Origin of the sequence: Paracoccus sulfuroxidans (genome assembly GCF_007830335.1) — a bacterium.
Classification (GTDB): Bacteria; Pseudomonadota; Alphaproteobacteria; order Rhodobacterales; family Rhodobacteraceae; genus Paracoccus; species Paracoccus sulfuroxidans.
Map to the genome: position 1 here is coordinate 109,096 of NZ_VLKU01000003.1, position 16,508 is coordinate 125,603.

Below are 16,508 nucleotides of genomic sequence, written 5' to 3' on the forward strand. Positions count from 1 at the left end.
GCGCAGGCGTGTATCAAATAAAATTCAATAAAATCAAATAATTGGTTAACAGAACGTTAACCCTGCCGTCAATCGGCGTCCTGCGTATAGCACTCGCCCCGGTCCGCCTGCCGCTGGCGTTCACGGAAGCGCGCACGGTCGGCGTCGGTGTATTCGCCGTGGCATTGGTGGCAGGAGGCGCCTTCCTCGAATTCCGGGCGCAGCTTGTCGGCGGCGGAAATCGGGCGGCGACAGGCGTGGCAGAGGTCATACTCGCCCTGTTTCAGCCCGTGGCCAAGGCTGACGCGCTTGTCGAAGACGAAGCATTCGCCCTGCCAGAGGCTGTCGTCCTGCGGCACCTCCTCGAGGTATTTCAGGATCCCGCCTTTCAGGTGAAAGACCTGATCGACGCCTTCGGACAGCAGGAAATTCGTCGATTTCTCGCAGCGGATGCCGCCGGTGCAGAACATCGCGATGCGCTTGTTGTGGAAGCGATGAGCGTTCTCGCGCCACCAGGCGGGGAAATCGCGGAAGCTTTTCGTCTGCGGATCGACCGCGCCTTCGAAGGTGCCGATACGGACCTCGTAATCGTTGCGGGTGTCGATCACGGCGACATCGGGGGCGCTGATCAGCGCGTTCCATTCGCTGGCCGTGACGTAATTCCCTACCGAGGCGGTGGGGTCGACGTCCGGCTGTCCCATGGTGACGATCTCGCGCTTCAGGCGGACCTTCATGCGACCGAAGGGCATCTCGGTCGCGGTGCTTTCCTTCCACTCCAGCGTGGCGCAGCCGGGCAGGGCGCGGATGTGGTCCAGCACGGCGTCAATGCCCGCGCGGGTACCCGCGATGGTGCCGTTGATGCCTTCGCGTGCCAGCAGCAGCGTGCCGCGCACGCCATTGGTGCAGGCGATCCGCGCCAGCGGCGCCTTCAGCGCCTGGGGGTCGGGAAAGCGGGTGAAATGGTAAAGCGCGGCGACGGTCAGCATGGCTGGCCCATAGCGCCGCAGGCGTTTCGGATCAAGATGCGGGGCGGGGATTCGGGCGTGATCCCTGCGACAAAGGGATGGTTTCACCGATTGACGCTCGTTTCCCGGACCCCTACGACTTTGGCAAACGGAGATTGGACCATGACCAAAGCCCTGATCGTCGTCGATATGCAGCTGGACTTCTGTCCGGGCGGGCGTCTTGCCGTCGCGGGCGGGGATGAGATCGTCGCGCCGATCAATGCGATGATGGACGGTTTCCAGACCGTGGTCCTGACGCAGGACTGGCATCCTGCGGATCACGCCAGCTTTGCCGACAACCATCCGGGCGCCGAGCCTTTTTCGGTCACGGAAATGCCTTATGGCCCGCAGGTGCTGTGGCCGCGCCATTGCGTCATCGGCTCGGACGGGGCCGGGTTTCACCCGGGCATCCGCACGGACCGCGCCGATCTGGTGATCCGCAAGGGCAGCAATCCGGCCATCGACAGCTATTCCGCATTCTTCGACAATGACCACCGCACCGCGACGGGGCTTGCAGGCTATCTGCGCGACCGGGGCGCCACGGATCTGACCTTCGTCGGGCTGGCCCACGATTTCTGCGTCGCCTGGTCGGCCATCGATGCGGCCCGTCTGGGCTTCAATGCCACCGTGGCCGAGGCGGCCTGCCGGGCCATCGACCTTGACGGCTCATTGGCGAAGGCGCGGCAGGACATGCGCGAGACAGGAGTCACCCTGACATGATGATACCCACCGTCGACATCGCCACGCGCGTCTATAACCACAAGTGGAAGATCGACCCGATCGTCCGCTCGCTGATCGACACCGATTTCTACAAGCTGCTGATGTGCCAGTCGGTGTTTCGCAACCGGCCCGACACCAATGTCACCTTCAGCCTGATCAACCGCTCGACCAGCATCCGGCTGGCCGATCTGATCGATGAGGGCGAGCTGCGCGAGCAGCTGGATTACGTGCGCGGCCTGTCGCTGACGCGCGGCGAAAGCACCTGGCTGCGCGGCAATACCTTCTATGGCAAGCGCCAGATGTTCCGCCCGGATTTCATGGAGTTCCTCGAAAACCTGCGCCTGCCCGCCTATCATCTGGAAAAGCGTGACGGCCAGTATGAGCTGACCTTCGAAGGCAAATGGCCCGAGGTCATGCTGTGGGAAATTCCCGCGCTCGCGATCATCATGGAGCTGCGCTCTCGCGCCGTCCTGAAGGATATGGGCAAGTTCGAGCTGCAGGTGCTTTACGCCCGCGCCATGGCCCGGCTGTGGGAAAAGATCCAGGAGCTGGACAAGCTGGGCTCCGACCTGCGCATCGCCGATTTCGGCACCCGGCGGCGGCACAGCTTCCTGTGGCAGGACTGGTGCGTGCAGGCGATGATCGAGGGGCTGGGCGATCGCTTCATCGGCACCTCGAACTGCCTGATCGCCATGCGCCGCGACATTGAGGCCATCGGCACCAATGCCCATGAGCTGCCCATGGTCTATGCAGCACTTGCGACCTCGGAAAATGAACTGCGCCAGGCCCCCTACCGCGTTCTGGCCGACTGGCACGAGGAACATGACGGGAATCTGCGCATCATCCTGCCGGACACCTATGGCAGCGCGCATTTTCTGGAACACGCGCCCGGCTGGCTGGCTGGCTGGACCGGCATTCGCATCGATTCCGGCGATCCGGCCGAGGGGGCCGAGCTGGCCATCCGCTGGTGGCAAAGCCGGGGCGAGGACCCGCGCGAAAAGCTCATCATCTTCTCGGACGGGCTGGACGTCGCCAAGATGGCCGAGCTGTTCCAGCAGTTCCACGGCCGGGTGAAGGTCAGCTTCGGCTGGGGCACGCTGCTGACGAATGATTTTCGCGGTCTGGTGCCGGGTGATGGGCTCGCGCCCTTCTCGCTGGTGTGCAAGGCGGTGGCGGCCGACGGGCGTCCCACGGTCAAGCTGTCGGACAACCCCGAAAAGGCCACCGGCCCGAAGGATGAGATCGAGCGCTACAAGCGCATCTTCGAGGTCGGCGCGCAGAAGGCGATGAAGGTCGAGGTCTAGGGGACCTCACTCCATCGCGGCGATCATCTCGACCCGCGTGGCGTGGCGGCCGCCTTCGAATTCCGCGCCGAGGAAGGCGTCGACAATATCCAGCGCCAGCGCGTCACCCACGACGCGCGCGCCGATCGACAGCATATTGGCGTCATTGTGCTGCCGGATCATGCGGGCCGAGAATGCTTCGGAACAGACGCCGCAGCGGATGCCCTTCACCTTGTTCGCGGCCATCATGATGCCCTGTCCGGTGCCGCAGAGGATGATCCCAAGCCTGCAATCGCCCGAGGCGACACGATGCGCGGCGGCCTCGCCATGTTGGGGATAGGGCGTGCTTTCCTCGGTCATGGGGCCAATATCGACCACTTCCCAGCCCTTCTCGGTCAGATGGGTGGCGATCAGGCCGCGCAGCCGCAGGGCCGAGTGATCGCTGGACAGCACGATGCGCTTCTTGGCATTCATTTGGTTCGTTCCTGTTTGTCAGGTCGGGTTTTTGCACTGGCCTGCACCGCCGGGATCGCCCCGACGGCCATGAATTTAAGGCCTGTCGCGCCATTTGTTGACCAGCGGATAGCGGCGGTCCAGCCAGAAGGCGCGGGTCGAGACGCGAGGCCCGGGTGCTGCCTGATAGCGTTTCCATTCGCTGGTCAGCAGCAGATGCTGGACCTTCATCACCGTGTCGGCGTCAAAGCCGCGGGCGACGATTTCCTTGACCGAGGCGTCATCCTCGATCAGCCCGGTCAGGATGGCGTCCAGCACGTCATAGGGCGGCAGGCTGTCCTGATCCTTCTGGTCGGGGCGCAGCTCGGCCGAGGGCGGTTTCGAGATGATGCGCGGCGTGATGACCTCGCCCGCGCGGCCCAGCATCCAGTCGCGATGGTTCTGGTTGCGCCAGCGGCAGGTCTCGAAGACGCGGGTTTTATAAAGATCCTTCAGGGGATTATAGCCGCCCGCCATGTCGCCATAGATGGTGGCATAGCCGACCGCGACCTCGGATTTGTTGCCGGTGGTCAGCAAAAGGCCCCCGAACTTGTTCGAAATCGCCATCAGCATCACGCCGCGCAGGCGGGACTGGATGTTTTCCTCGGTCGTGTCGGGCTTGGTGCCCTCCATCAGATGGGCAAGTGCATCCGTCACCGCGTCACGGGCACCGTCGATCTGCACGGTGTCGATGCGGATGCCCAGACGCCCGGCGCAGTCGCTGGCATCCTCAAGGCTCGCGGCCGAGGTGTATTCGCTGGGCAGCATCACGCAGCGCACATTTTCGGGGCCGATGGCATCGGCGGCGATAGTCGCGACCAGCGCCGAGTCGATGCCGCCCGACATTCCCAGCAGCGCCGTCTTGAAGCCCGATTTGTGCATGTAGTCGCGCAAACCCTCGGTGATCGCGCGGTAATCCTGTTCCCATTCATCGGGCTGATGGTCCATGCGACCCTTTTCGGCCCGCCAGCCCTGCGGCGTGCGGATGAAATCGACATGGGTGACGATCTCGTCAAACGGAGCCAGCTGGACGACCTTTTCGGCGCCGCCCTGCGGTCCGGGGTTCAGGACGAAACTCGCGCCGTCATAGATCTGGTCATCCTGCCCGCCGACCGAGTTCAGATAGACCACCGGCAGATCGCTTTCCACGACGCGGGCCACCAGATGCGACATGCGCAGGTCCAGCTTGTTGCGGTGATAGGGGCTGCCGTTCGGGATCACGAGGATCTCGGCCCCGCTTTCGGCCAGCGTCTCGGTGACATCGGGCCACCAGGCGTCCTCGCAAATGGGGCTGCCGATGCGCACGCCGTTGATGCTGTAGGGGCCGCTGATCGGGCCCGGATCGAACAGGCGCAGCTCATCGAACAACTGCTTGTGCGGCAGATCGTGCTTCAGCACGCGGGCAATGACCTTGCCGCCTTCCAGGATGAAATAGGCGTTGTAAAGCTTGTCGCCCTGCCGGAAGGGGCCACCGATGCCGATGGCGGGACCGTCTGCGCAATCCTGCGCCAGTGCCTCGATGGCGGCGACCGCCTGATCGGCGAAGACATGTTTCAGCACCAGATCCTGCGTCTGATAGCCGGTGATGAACATCTCCGGCAGCGCCAGCATCTGGGCATCCGCCTGACGCGCCTGCTCCCATGCGGCGCGGGCCTTGGCGGCATTGCCCGCAAGATCTCCGACGGTCGGGTTCAGCTGTCCAAGAGTAAGGCGGAAACGATCGGCCATCACGGTCTCCCTGCTGGATTTGGTTCAAGTGATAGGCGACGACGCGGCAAAGGAAAAGTCGGCCTTTGCGCCCGGGCGCGCCATCGGGTAAAGGGGCGTGAAGAACAAACAGGCGGAGGCAGGACCGATGAAGGCAGCGATTGTCGCGATGGCGATGATACTGGCCGGCGCGGGCATGGCCGGTGCACAGGCGGTCGTCACCAAGCAATATGACGATGGCGGTGTCTATGAGGGCACCTTTCGCAACGGCAAGCAGCACGGGCGCGGCACCTATCGGCTGCCCTCGGGGTTCGAATATACCGGCGATTGGGTCGAGGGCGAGATCCTGGGGCAGGGCATCGCCAAATTCCCCAATGGCTCGGTCTATGAGGGCAGCTTTGCCAAGGGCCGCCCGAACGGCAAAGGCAAGATCACCTATGCCGACAAGGGCACCTATGAGGGCGACTGGCTGGACGGCCAGATCACCGGGCAGGGGATCGCGAATTACGCCAATGGCTCGGTCTATGAAGGCGGGTTCCTGAACGCGCTGCATGACGGGCAGGGCGTGCTGACGCAGCCCAACGGCTATCGCTATCAGGGCGACTGGAAACAGGGCGTCAAAGAGGGGCAGGGCAAGATCACCTATCCCGATGGCGCGATCTATGAAGGCGGCATGGTGGGCAACCAGCGCTCGGGTCGCGGGAAGCTGACGATGCCCGACGGGCTGGCCTATGAGGGCGAGTGGTCGGCCGGGCAGATGAGCGGGCAGGGCAAGCTGGTCCAGCCCTCGGGCGACACCTATGAAGGGCGCATGGCCAATGGCAAGCGTGAGGGGCAGGGCATCGCCGTCTATTCGAACGGCGACCGCTATGAGGGCAATTTCCGCGCCGACAAGCATGACGGCACTGGCACCTTTACCGGCACGGACGGCTATGTCTATGTCGGCGACTGGGTGCAGGGCCGCATGGAGGGCCTTGGCCGCATCACCTATCCCGACGGCTCGGTCTATGAAGGCGCGCTGAAGAACGACATGCCCGACGGGCGCGGGCTGATCACCTATCCCGATGGCGCGACCTATGAGGGCGACTGGCTCTCGGGCGTGATCGAGGGGCAGGGCGTCGCGAAATACGCCAACGGTCTGGTCTATGAGGGCGGCTTCAAGCGCGGCCGCAACGAAGGCCAGGGGCGCATGACCTATCCCGACGGCTATGTCTATAACGGCGCCTGGCGCGAGGGGCAGCGCCACGGCATGGGGCAGGCGACCTATGCCGATGGCACCACCTATGACGGCAATTTCGTCGATGGCCTGCGCGAGGGCAAAGGCCGCCTGATCGCGCCCGACGGTTTCCGCTATGAGGGCAACTGGAAAGACGGCGAGATCGATGGCGACGGCGTTGCCACCTATCGCAACGGCGATGTCTATACCGGCCATTTCGTCGCCGGAAAGCGGCAGGGCAATGGCGTCATGCGCTATGCCACGGGCGAGGTCGACTCCGGCGAATGGCAGGACAACCGTCTGGCCAAGCCCGATGATGCCACGGGCGAGGCTGCGCCGGATGCTCCCGCGCCCCAGACGCCCGAGGCCACGGTGCCGGCAGAACCCGCGACCGAATAAGGTCGCGGCGCTTCGGCCCTAGTCGATCAGACGGCTGGCCGCGCTTTCGGGCCAATGCGCGAAGGGCAGCACCCTGCCGTCGCGGCGGCTTTCGGCGACCAGCGCCAGATCAACCTCGGCCGTGACCCAGCCCGGCTGGTCCATCTGTCCCTCGGCAATGATGCCCGATTCCGGCCAGAGCCCGTCCGAGGGTGCATAGATCGCCGCGATCCCCCGGTTTTCGTCAATCGCCGGGTTCCAGTCGCAATCGCCGACCGTGGGCGATTGGACGATCACGCATTGACACTCCAGCGCGCGGGCCATCGAGCCGATGCGCACCCGGTTGAAGCCCGCGACCGTATCGGTGCAGGAGGGCACGAGGATGATCTCGGCCCCGGCCTCGGCCAGCGTGCGGCCCAGCAGGGGAAACTCGCTGTCATAGCAGATCAGCACGCCCAAACGCCCGACCCTGGTGTCAAAGACGCGCAGGCCGGGGGCGCCGATGACGTCCCAATCCTCACGCTCGAACCGGGTCATCACCTGCTTGTCCTGATGGCCGACGATGCCCTCGGGGCCAAACAGGACCGCGCGGTTATAGGGGCGGCCCGCTTCGAACACCGGGCCGGAGGCGGCGAGGATGTAAAGGGCATGCGCCTTCGCCAGATCCAGATGCAGCCGGTCGCGGGCCTCGGCATGGCGGGCGACCTCATGCAGCGACTGCTCCAGATCGGCCGCGATCTCGCGCCCACCCAGCGAGGCCAGCTCCATCGCGCCATATTCGGGGAAGACGATCAGGTCGCAATCCGCGACCTCCTCGACCCAGCGGGTGATCTTCGCCGCGTAATCGGCAAAGCTGTCGAACCAGTCGAACGGATAGGCAGAGGTGGCGATCCTGACCTTGGTCACAGCGATTTCATCCAGAATTGCAGAGGTTTCTTGGTAGAGGACGCTTCGCCGATGTCTTTCCAGTCGAACTCGGCGATGACGCCCGGCAGGGGGGCATAGCCGCGCTTGCGCCAGAACCCGTCCAGCGGGCGGTAATCGGCGGGATGCGCGGGGTGATCGTCGGGGCGGACGACGCGGCAGAAGGTGCTGTAGCGGCGGCCAAGGGCGCGGCCCTGCGCCTCACGCCCGTCGAAGAAGGCGTGGCCGAGGCCATGGCCGCGATATTCCGGCAGCAGCACCGATTCCGCGCAATAGAAGATTTCGTCCAGCTTCTCGGGGCGGTGGGCGAAGGCGGCGGCGAAATCGCCCGCGTGATCCTCCATCGGCGCGCCGGTCGAGGCGCCGACCATCCGCTGGCCGTCATAGGCCGCGACGACGACCGAGCCGGGCGACTGATAGGCCTTCAGATAGTCGCGCTCATAATCCAGATCGCCGTCGTAAAGATAGGGCCAGTCCCTGAACACGGCGATGCGCAGGCGGGCCAGATCCTCCAGAACCTCGCCCACCGCCTCGCCCGTCAGGATACGGGTGGTGATCATCCGACGACCTGCCGGGTCCATTCGTTCAGGTTGTAATAGGTGGTCACGCGCGCGATCTTGCCGTCGCGGATGGTGAAGAAGGTGCCAGCGGGCAGGCGATAGGTCTGGCCCGCAGCCTCGGGCAGGCCCTCATCGGTTTTCAGATAGGTCCCGTTCACCACAAATTCCGCCGCCGCACGGTCGCCCGCCTCATTCGCGAAGATCACGATATCGGTCAGGTTTTCCTTGTAGCTGGTGGTCATATGCGCGTTGAATTCGGCGAACATGTCCTTGCCGCGACGGATGCCGCCTTCGTTCACGTGATGCTCGACCTCATCATGCAGATAGGTCAGCATCTCGTCGGTACGTCCGGCGTTGAAGGCGTCGTAATAGGCGGCGATCAGGGCTTTGGTATCCATGGCGGTCTCCTGCAGGTTTTCCCCGGTCTACCTTGCCAAAGGGGGCGCGTCACCTCCACCCTTAGGGGGACCGGGACCGGGGCGACAATTCCGTTCCCATTCCGGCGCAACTCGTGTAGCGGCAGGGCACGCCGCCCATAGCCCGTGCAAGGACCTGTTCTGATGGTTGAAGTGATGCCCCCGCGCCAGATTGACTGCTTCAAGGCCTATGACGTGCGCGGTCGGCTGGGGACCGAGCTGGACGCCGATGTCGCCTATCGGATCGGCCGTGCCTTCGCCCAGTCGCGGCAGGCGCGTCAGGTGATCGTCGGGCGCGACAGCCGCGCCACATCACCCGAACTGGCCGCCGCCCTGATCCGTGGCCTGAACGATGGCGGCGCGGATGTGCGCGATCTGGGCCTTGCCGGCACCGAGGAAATGTACTTTGCCACCGCCCATTTCGGTGCCGATGGCGGGATCGAGGTGACGGCCTCGCACAATCCCATCGACTATAACGGCATGAAGCTGGTGGGCGCAGGCGCAGCACCGCTGGACCCCGAGACCGAGTTTGCCGAACTGGCGCGCTTTGCCTCGGCGGGCGGGTTTGCCCCCGCGCCGCGTCAGGGCCAGACCCGCCCCTTCCCCGAGGCGCGCGCGGCCTACGCCAGCGCCGTGGCCGATTTCATCGACGCCAGCGCGATCCGCCCGATGCGCGTGCTGGTGAACGCCGGGAACGGCACCGCCGGGCCGACCTTCGATGTCATCGCCGATGAGCTGGCCCGCCGTGGCGCGCCGCTGGAGTTCATCCGGCTGAACCATGACTCCGATGCCAGCTTCCCGAACGGCATCCCGAACCCGCTTCTGCCGGAAAACCAGCCCATGACCGCCGAGGCCGTGCGCGCGCATGGGGCCGATCTAGGCGTCGCCTGGGACGGCGATTTCGACCGCTGCTTCTTCTTCGATGCGACCGGCCGGTTCATCGCGGGCGAATATATCGTCGGGCTGCTGTCCGCCGCGTTTCTGGAAAAGCATCCCGGCGCGAAGATCGTCCATGACCCGCGCGTCGTCCTGAACACCCGTGCGATGATCGCCGATGCCGGGGGCGTCGCGGTCGAGGCCCGGACCGGGCATGCCTTCCTCAAGCGCGCCATGCGCCAGTCGGGCGCGATCTATGGTGGCGAGATGTCGGCCCACCATTATTTCCGCGATTTCCACTTTGCCGACAGCGGCATGATCCCCTGGCTGCTGGTGGTCGAGCTTCTGTCGCTGAAGAACCTGTCGCTGGCCGATCTGCTGTCGGCGCGGATGCAGGCCTATCCCTCCTCGGGTGAGATCAACTTCCGGCTGGCGGACCCCGACGGTGCCATCGCCCGCGTCGTCGCGCAGTTCGGCCCCAAGGCCGAGCGTCGTGACGATCTGGACGGGATCAGCCTGGAATTCGCGAACTGGCGCTTCAACCTGCGCCGCTCGAACACCGAGCCGGTGGTGCGTCTGAACGTCGAATCGCGCGGGGATGCGGCGCTGGTCGCCGCCAAACAGGCCGAGATCGAAGCCCTGCTGAAGGGCTGAGCGCGCCTTATTTCGTCAGCTGCGCCGGTTGTGCCGCCGGGGCCGAATGTGGCACGCGCAGGATCGCCTCATGCAGCGCGATGGCCTCTTCCAGATCCTCGCAGACGGTCAGGTGCCCGCGATCCAGCACCGCGCCCATGTTGCACATGCCCCGGATCGTCGGCATCGAGTGGCTGACCACGATGGCGCCCGAAGTGCTCATCCGCTCATTGAAGACGCGCTGCGATTTGGCGCGGAAATCGGCGTCGCCGACGCTGGTCACCTCGTCCACCAGATAGGTGTCGAAATGGATGCCCATGCTGGTGCCCATCGCCAGACGCGAGCGCATCCCCGAGGAGTAGCTCATGAACGGCTGGTGGTAATGCGCGCCCAGTTCCGCGAAATCGGCGACGTAATCGACCAGCTCATCGGTGTCGACGCCATAGATGCGCGCGACGAAACGCACGTTCTGGGCCCCGGTCAATTCGGGGTGGAAGCTGCCCGCAAAGCCAACGGGCCATGAAATGGTCCCGTTGGACAGCACCTTGCCACTGGTCGGCGACACGGTGCCCGCGATCATCCGCAAAAGCGTCGATTTCCCCGCGCCGTTGCGGCCCAGCAGCGCCACCGACGAGCCGGTGGGGAAATAGGCGTTCAGATTGTCCGCCACGCAATGCAGCCGCCCCTTCAGGCGATAGATCTTGGTCAGGTTCTCCAGCCGGATCATGGGTCAGCTACGGTCGCGGATACTGTAGTAAACCAGCGCCATGATGGACCAGCCAACCAGCAGAAGGCCCGCCACCATCGCCAGCAGCCACAGCCGCGCCGGTTCGATCGAGCTTTGCGCGATCTTTGGCGTGATATGTGCGGCCAGATAGCGCGACTTGCGCTGGGCTTCGACCGTCGCCGCCTCATAGTTGACGCGGGCGGCGCGATAGGCGCCTTCGGCAAACTCACGGTCGACGGCCAGTTTTTCGTATTCGGCCATCAGCTGGGCATAGCTTTCGCCCTCGGGTCCTTGACCCGGATTGCCGAACTTGCCACGCTCGGTGTCGATCAGGCGGCGCAGCGCGTCGATTTTCTGCTGCGATTGCGTGACGCGGTGGTCCGTGGGGCGCGCGTTCTCCAGCAGCAGGTCATGGGCGACCAGCGCCTCGGCCAGCTGCGCCTGCAGCCCGCTGAGCACGCCCATCTGCCCGGCCAGATCGGCCTGCGGATCGACGATCAGAGAGCTCATCCGGAAGGCCGTCATCGCCTGACGTGTCGTGGTCAACTCCAGCCGGGCCTTTTCCAGCTCGGCCCCGGCAAGGCGGGTCGCATCCTCGCGTGCGATGGCCGACAACTCGTTGATCTTGTCCGAGCTTTCGTCAAACACCGCCTGTGCGATCTCTTGCGCATCTTCGGGTGAGAAGGCGCTGATGCGCAGCGTGATCAGCTGCGTGCTGGTGTCGTAAAGCACGCGGACCTGCCGCTGCCAGTAATCCGTCAGATCCTCGATATGGCCGGCCGGGTTGAAGGCAAAGACGAAGTCCTGCGGCCAATCGCGCGAGAAACGCGCCCGCAGGTCCAGCTTTTCGTCGATCTTCTCGACCATGTCCTGGCTGCGGATGTATTCGTAAAGAATATCGGTGTCCGAGGTTGTTCCGCTGCCCCCGGCCAGAGGCGCAAGGCCACCCAGCAGGTCAATCGTGGGCGACGAATCCTCTTTGTGGACCGAGAAGCCGACGCTCGAGACATATTGATCCTCGGCGCGCGTCCAGAGGTAGATGCCCCAGAGGATCGACGGAATGACCACGATCACGATGAACGAGATCAGCAAAAGCCAATGCCGCTTGCGCGGCTGGGCAATCGCCACCGTCGGGCGGATGGGCGTCGCGTTCTGCGGCGGGGCAGGGCGCGCCACGGGCTGCGCGACGGCTTGAGCCACCGGCTGAGCGACGGGGCGCACGGGAATCGGTTGCTGCTGCGGGCGCGCGACCGGGACGGCATTCCCGGCGGGCTGGGCCTGCAGCGGTTGCGCCTGAAGCGGCTGCGCAGGCTTTGCCTGGGCTTGCATTGGCTGGGCTTGCATCGGCTGGCCTTGGGTGGGTTTGGCCTGCGGCTGCTGGCCTTGCGGCGCCTGCGGCTGCCCGGCTGCGGCGGGGCGCTGTTGCTGCGGCTGGGCGGGCGCGCCCTGTGCCGCGGGTGCCTGACCCTGAGGCGGCATCGTTTGACCCTGAGGCTTTGCAGGCTGCGCTGCCGGTGTGGCGGCTGGCTGTTGGGTTGCGCCCTGCTGGCCCTGCGGCGCAGGGGCAGGTTGCGCCTGCTGGGTCAGCGGGCGGCTTTGGAATGGGCGCTCGGTTTCAGTCGAATTCGGCTGATCGGAGGAGAGGATCTTGTCCTGACCGGCCGACTGATCATTCCGTGCATTGGCCGGATTAGGCTGGTTGGTCACGTTAATGACGCTTTCGCTGGTTTACCTTTTCGCCGCATTTGTTACATATTGCCGCGCGCCAAGACCAGCCTCTGCGTTCACATGTCCGATATTCCCATTCCAAACCGCAAACCTCAGAAGCCCGGAAAGATCGGGCCCCGCTTCCGCTCGGTGCGAATCATCGTGGCGCTTATGCTGCGTGAGATCTCGACGACCTATGGTCGCTCGGCAGGCGGATATCTGTGGGCCGTGCTTGAGCCGGTGCTGGGCGTGACCCTGCTGACGGTCATTTTCAGCATGACGCTGGCCAAGCCCAGCCTGGGGACAAACTTCCCGCTGTTCTATGCGACGGGCTTCCTGCCCTTCGTCATGTTCAACGACATGTCGAACAAGATCGCGCAATCGATCCGGTTCTCGAAGCCGTTTCTGGCCTATCCCAGCGTGACCTTTCTGGACTCGATGGTCGCGCGTTTGCTGTTGAATGCGCTGACACATACGGCAGTTCTGGCCATCGTGCTGGTCGGCATCTTCGTGATTTTTCAGCTGCCGCTGGTCATCGATCTGGGGCCGGTGGCCGAGGCGCTGGTGCTGCTGACCCTGCTGGCCGCGGGGGTCGGGACGGTCAACTGCTACCTGATTTCGACCTTCCCGATTTGGGAGCGCGCCTGGCAGATCATCACCCGGCCGCTGTTCCTGATCTCGGGGATCTTCTTCCTCTATGACATGATGCCGCCGAAGGCGCAGGCGATTCTGTGGTACAATCCGCTGATCCACTGCATTGGTCTTTTGCGGTCAGGGATCTATCCGACCTACAAGAGCGACTATGTGAGTCACGGCTATGTGATCGGGGTATCGGTTGCGCTGCTGCTGCTTGGCCTGCTGCTGCTGGTACGGAATTACCGCCGCCTGCTGGAACGCTAGAGCAGAAGATCTGATTCGCTGATGGCTCCGGCCCCCAGAAGCTGGATCGAGTGGTCGATGCGCCCGTCGCCGTTTCGATCAATGCAGAGCATACGCCCCAGCCCCTTGATCCATTCGAGTCGCACCTCGGGGGCGCTGCCCGAAAAGGCAGCCCAGCCGATGAACGAAAGACCCGACCCGCGCAGGTCGATCATATCCTGGCCGACGGTGAAATCAGTGATGGTGTCGCGTTGATTGTCGAAATCGGCGGGATAGAACACGAAGACATCCCGGCCTGCTCCACCCGTCAGCCGATCCGCTCCCTGTCCGCCTTGCAGGGTGTCGTTGCCCGCGCGGCCCCAAAGCGTGTCCTGCCCGGCTGCCCCCAGAAGGATGTCGTTGCCGTCACCGCCATCCATCGAGTCGTTCCCTTCGCCCCCCCAGAGGGTGTCGTTACCCGCACCACCCGACAGCGTGTCATTGCCGTTCTGGCCTGCCAGAAGGTCATGCCCGGCACCGCCCCACAAAACGTCATTGCCACTGGCGCCCCACAACTGGTCATTGCCGAAGCCGCCTGACAGGAAGTCATTGCCCGCGCCGCCGAACAGAGAATCGTTGCCGTCGCTGCCATCCAGCGTGTCATTGCCATCATTGCCCAGCAGACTGTCATTGCCGATGCCGCCGAAAAGCTGGTCGTTGCCCGCCCCTCCATGCAGCGTGTCGTGGCCATGGCGCCCCATCAGGCGATCATTGCCGCCCCCACCAAACAGCAGGTCATTACCTTCGCCACCATCCAGAACGTCATTGCCGTCATGGCCGAAGATCGTGTCATGGCCCACCCCGCCGGCGACGGTATCATTGCCGCCCCCGGCATAGATCAGGTCGTTGCCGCCGCCGCCGTAAAGCGTGTCGTTCCCCCCGCCGGTCTGGATCGTGTCGTTGCCCTCTCCGCCCACGACGAGGTTGCGCCCGAACAGATCGCCGATCAGGTCATTGCCCGCGTCACCCATAAGGGTGTCATCACCGGGACCACCATAGAGGGTGTCATTGCCTGCCCCGCCATACAACTTGTCGTTTCCGGCCTCACCTAATAGCAGGTCATTGCCCTCGCCGCCCCAAAGGGTGTCGTTCCCCGCACCTCCCGACAGCATGTCATTGCCGAAATCGCCAAACAACAGGTCGTTCCCCGGCCCACCATAAAGCTTGTCGTCGCCAGCCTCACCTCGCAGCGTGTCATTGCCATCCTGCCCGCGCAGCGTGTCCCGGCCCGCGCCGCCCAACAGCGTGTCATTGCCCAATCCACCGTTCAGGACGTCGTTTCCGGTCCCGCCCAGCAGCATGTCGTTGCCCGCCAGCCCCTCGATCACCGAGCCATAGCGCGTGGCCACCAGCCTGTCGTTCTTCACCGTGCCGGTGATATAGGTGGTCATGTCGGGCGGGGCGTAGTGGGCGATGTGGAAGACCTCATTGCCGAAAAAGTCGCGCTGGATGGTCCTGCCGTCACGGGTTCTGATCCAGATGACCGAGTCGCCGAAGAACAGCTTGATCCCGTCCGGCTGCGGGACGATGGTCAGCTGCCAGATGCTGCGGATCATGCCCAGCATCGACAGGTCCAGCCGGTCGACGCCAGGCTCAAAATCCATGATATTGATGCGTCCATTGGTCGGCAGCGGCACGAAAGTATCGGCTCCGTTCCCACCCCTCATGGTGATGGTCCCGCCGCCGCCGATCAGCGTGTCGTCGCCATCGCCGCCATGCAGCGAGGTGGTGCTGCGCGTCGCCTGCATAAGGTCGTTGCCGGTGGTACCGTCCTGACGCCCGGCACCCACCAGCCTCGTCTGGCCGATCCGACCGGGATCGAACATGATCTGGGTGATGCCGCTTTCGGTTTTCGAGGCGACGAACAGCACGATCTTGCCGCCGATCACCGTCGCCGACAAAGCCGAGACCTTGGCCAGCGACCATTCATCGGCGTCAACCAGCGTCTCGACATGCAAAAGCTTGCCATCGGGCAGCACGGTGAAGACCGTCAGCCCGTCATCGCCGCCCCCCGCGAAGACAAAGGCGCGCCCGTTCAGCGTGACTGTGGTCAGGGCGGTGATGCCGTCGAAACGGGTCGTGCGCTCGTCGATGACGTGATCGATGGGTTCAAGCCCACCGGCCGAGGTGATGCGCATGGTCGTCAGTGACGAGCTTTGCGACGAACCCACGATCAGATAGGTGATGCCCCCCACCTTTACCGTTTCCAGATGGGTGGGCTGGTTCAGCCCGGTGCCCCGGTCTGACCAGATCGTCTCGGTGGGCCAGGTCTTGCCGTTCGGGTGCACCGCATGGATCGAGACGTAATTCCCCAGTGCAGAGGCGGTCAGCAGAAACACCCGCCCGCCCACCTCTACCGTGGTGACGTCACTGAGTTCGGCGCCCTTGACCGTCGGCGACTGGTGCAGCGTCGTGGTGCCCATATGGCTGAGCGCGCCATTCGCGCCCGTTTTCCAGATGTCGAAGGCCTGCGTGCCGTCGCGCGCCGAATAGATAAACTGCCCCTGCGCGGTCGAGAACTGGCCAAGGTGGATCACCTCGGCCGACAGTTTGGAAAGCGCCGTCTGCCCCATCAGATCGCCGCTGTCGCCCAGCATGACGCCACCGCCTGTCGCATGGCGAATGCCCACGCCAAAGACCGCCGCGCCGGAGTTCCAGTTCAGCACCTCGGCCGAGGGCGTGCCGATATAGCCCATGGCCGGACCGAAGGCGCGCCCCGCCATCCATGTGATCGGCTGGTCGGCTGCGGTGATCCGGTAAGCCCCGATGCCACCCCCGGTATGAGTGACCGAATAAAGCGCGCTGCCGCCTTTTCCGTGATAGACCGCCAGATCGGCGATGTTCGACAGGAAGACGGATTCGGGCTGAAGGAAGGTCGCAATATGACGGTAACGGAGCATGTCCAGACTGGCGCAAAGGGTAGGGCAGTCCCAAGGCTAGCCCCGGCAGGTTAATCTTCCGCAGCCAT

General features: G+C 64.3%; 14 protein-coding genes. 5 read left to right on the forward strand and 9 right to left on the reverse strand.

Annotation, left to right across the window (positions count from 1 at the left end):
• Nucleotides 1-68 precede the first annotated feature (68 nt).
• Nucleotides 69-965, reverse strand: coding sequence for an oxygen-dependent tRNA uridine(34) hydroxylase TrhO (gene trhO / locus IQ24_RS05420; protein ID WP_145396794.1), 897 nt, complete (start codon nt 963-965; stop codon nt 69-71).
• Nucleotides 966-1,106: 141 nt separating this feature from the next.
• On the opposite strand from trhO, the gene pncA reads away from it, so the two are divergent.
• Nucleotides 1,107-1,703, forward strand: a complete 597-nt coding sequence (pncA, locus tag IQ24_RS05425; RefSeq protein WP_145396795.1) for a bifunctional nicotinamidase/pyrazinamidase — start codon at nt 1,107-1,109, stop codon at nt 1,701-1,703.
• A complete protein-coding gene (pncB, locus tag IQ24_RS05430) occupies nt 1,700-3,007 on the forward strand; it encodes a nicotinate phosphoribosyltransferase (RefSeq protein WP_199756492.1) in 1,308 nt (435 codons plus the stop codon). Before pncA ends, pncB begins: the two co-directional genes overlap by 4 nt.
• Nucleotides 3,008-3,013: 6 nt before the next feature.
• Here the strand turns inward: pncB and rpiB are convergent, their stop codons facing one another.
• Together rpiB and IQ24_RS05440 are read right to left on the reverse strand one after the other, a co-directional pair.
• On the reverse strand, nt 3,014-3,460 hold the full coding sequence (gene rpiB / locus IQ24_RS05435) for a ribose 5-phosphate isomerase B (protein ID WP_145396796.1): 447 nt from the start codon (nt 3,458-3,460) through the stop codon (nt 3,014-3,016).
• A gap of 75 nt (nt 3,461-3,535) precedes the next feature.
• Complete coding sequence (locus IQ24_RS05440; RefSeq protein ID WP_145396797.1) at nt 3,536-5,206, reverse strand: NAD+ synthase; 1,671 nt, start codon at nt 5,204-5,206, stop codon at nt 3,536-3,538.
• 127 nt (nt 5,207-5,333) lie between these two features.
• On the opposite strand from IQ24_RS05440, the gene IQ24_RS05445 reads away from it, so the two are divergent.
• A complete protein-coding gene (locus IQ24_RS05445) occupies nt 5,334-6,800 on the forward strand; it encodes an MORN repeat-containing protein (RefSeq protein ID WP_145396798.1) in 1,467 nt (488 codons plus the stop codon).
• A gap of 18 nt (nt 6,801-6,818) precedes the next feature.
• On the opposite strand, the gene IQ24_RS05450 is transcribed toward IQ24_RS05445, so the two are convergent.
• The 3 genes from IQ24_RS05450 to IQ24_RS05460 are packed head-to-tail and all read right to left on the reverse strand — an operon-like array spanning nt 6,819 to nt 8,661.
• Nucleotides 6,819-7,685, reverse strand: coding sequence for a carbon-nitrogen hydrolase family protein (locus IQ24_RS05450; protein ID WP_145396799.1), 867 nt, complete (start codon nt 7,683-7,685; stop codon nt 6,819-6,821).
• Nucleotides 7,682-8,263, reverse strand: coding sequence for a GNAT family N-acetyltransferase (locus IQ24_RS05455; RefSeq protein WP_145396800.1), 582 nt, complete (start codon nt 8,261-8,263; stop codon nt 7,682-7,684). Before IQ24_RS05455 ends, IQ24_RS05450 begins: the two co-directional genes overlap by 4 nt.
• Nucleotides 8,260-8,661 carry a ketosteroid isomerase-related protein gene (locus tag IQ24_RS05460; RefSeq protein ID WP_145396801.1) on the reverse strand — a complete coding sequence of 134 codons (402 nt, stop codon included), beginning with the start codon at nt 8,659-8,661 and terminating at the stop codon, nt 8,260-8,262. The genes IQ24_RS05455 and IQ24_RS05460 overlap by 4 nt, the downstream gene beginning before the upstream one ends.
• A gap of 162 nt (nt 8,662-8,823) precedes the next feature.
• Here IQ24_RS05460 and IQ24_RS05465 point away from each other — a divergent pair, with 162 nt between their 5' ends.
• On the forward strand, nt 8,824-10,209 hold the full coding sequence (locus IQ24_RS05465; protein ID WP_145396802.1) for a phosphohexomutase domain-containing protein: 1,386 nt from the start codon (nt 8,824-8,826) through the stop codon (nt 10,207-10,209).
• Between the two features lie 7 nt (nt 10,210-10,216).
• Here the strand turns inward: IQ24_RS05465 and IQ24_RS05470 are convergent, their stop codons facing one another.
• Together IQ24_RS05470 and IQ24_RS05475 are read right to left on the reverse strand one after the other, a co-directional pair.
• Nucleotides 10,217-10,915, reverse strand: a complete 699-nt coding sequence (locus tag IQ24_RS05470; protein ID WP_145396803.1) for an ABC transporter ATP-binding protein — start codon at nt 10,913-10,915, stop codon at nt 10,217-10,219.
• A gap of 3 nt (nt 10,916-10,918) precedes the next feature.
• Nucleotides 10,919-12,622 carry a capsule biosynthesis protein gene (locus IQ24_RS05475; RefSeq protein WP_242007933.1) on the reverse strand — a complete coding sequence of 568 codons (1,704 nt, stop codon included), beginning with the start codon at nt 12,620-12,622 and terminating at the stop codon, nt 10,919-10,921.
• Nucleotides 12,623-12,703: 81 nt separating this feature from the next.
• Between IQ24_RS05475 and IQ24_RS05480 the strand changes: the two genes are divergently transcribed.
• A complete protein-coding gene (locus IQ24_RS05480; RefSeq protein ID WP_145396804.1) occupies nt 12,704-13,522 on the forward strand; it encodes an ABC transporter permease in 819 nt (272 codons plus the stop codon).
• Here IQ24_RS05480 and IQ24_RS05485 read toward each other — a convergent pair.
• Nucleotides 13,519-16,440, reverse strand: coding sequence for a calcium-binding protein (locus IQ24_RS05485; protein WP_145396805.1), 2,922 nt, complete (start codon nt 16,438-16,440; stop codon nt 13,519-13,521). The two genes, IQ24_RS05480 and IQ24_RS05485, sit on opposite strands and share 4 nt — an antisense overlap.
• Nucleotides 16,441-16,508 lie beyond the last annotated feature (68 nt).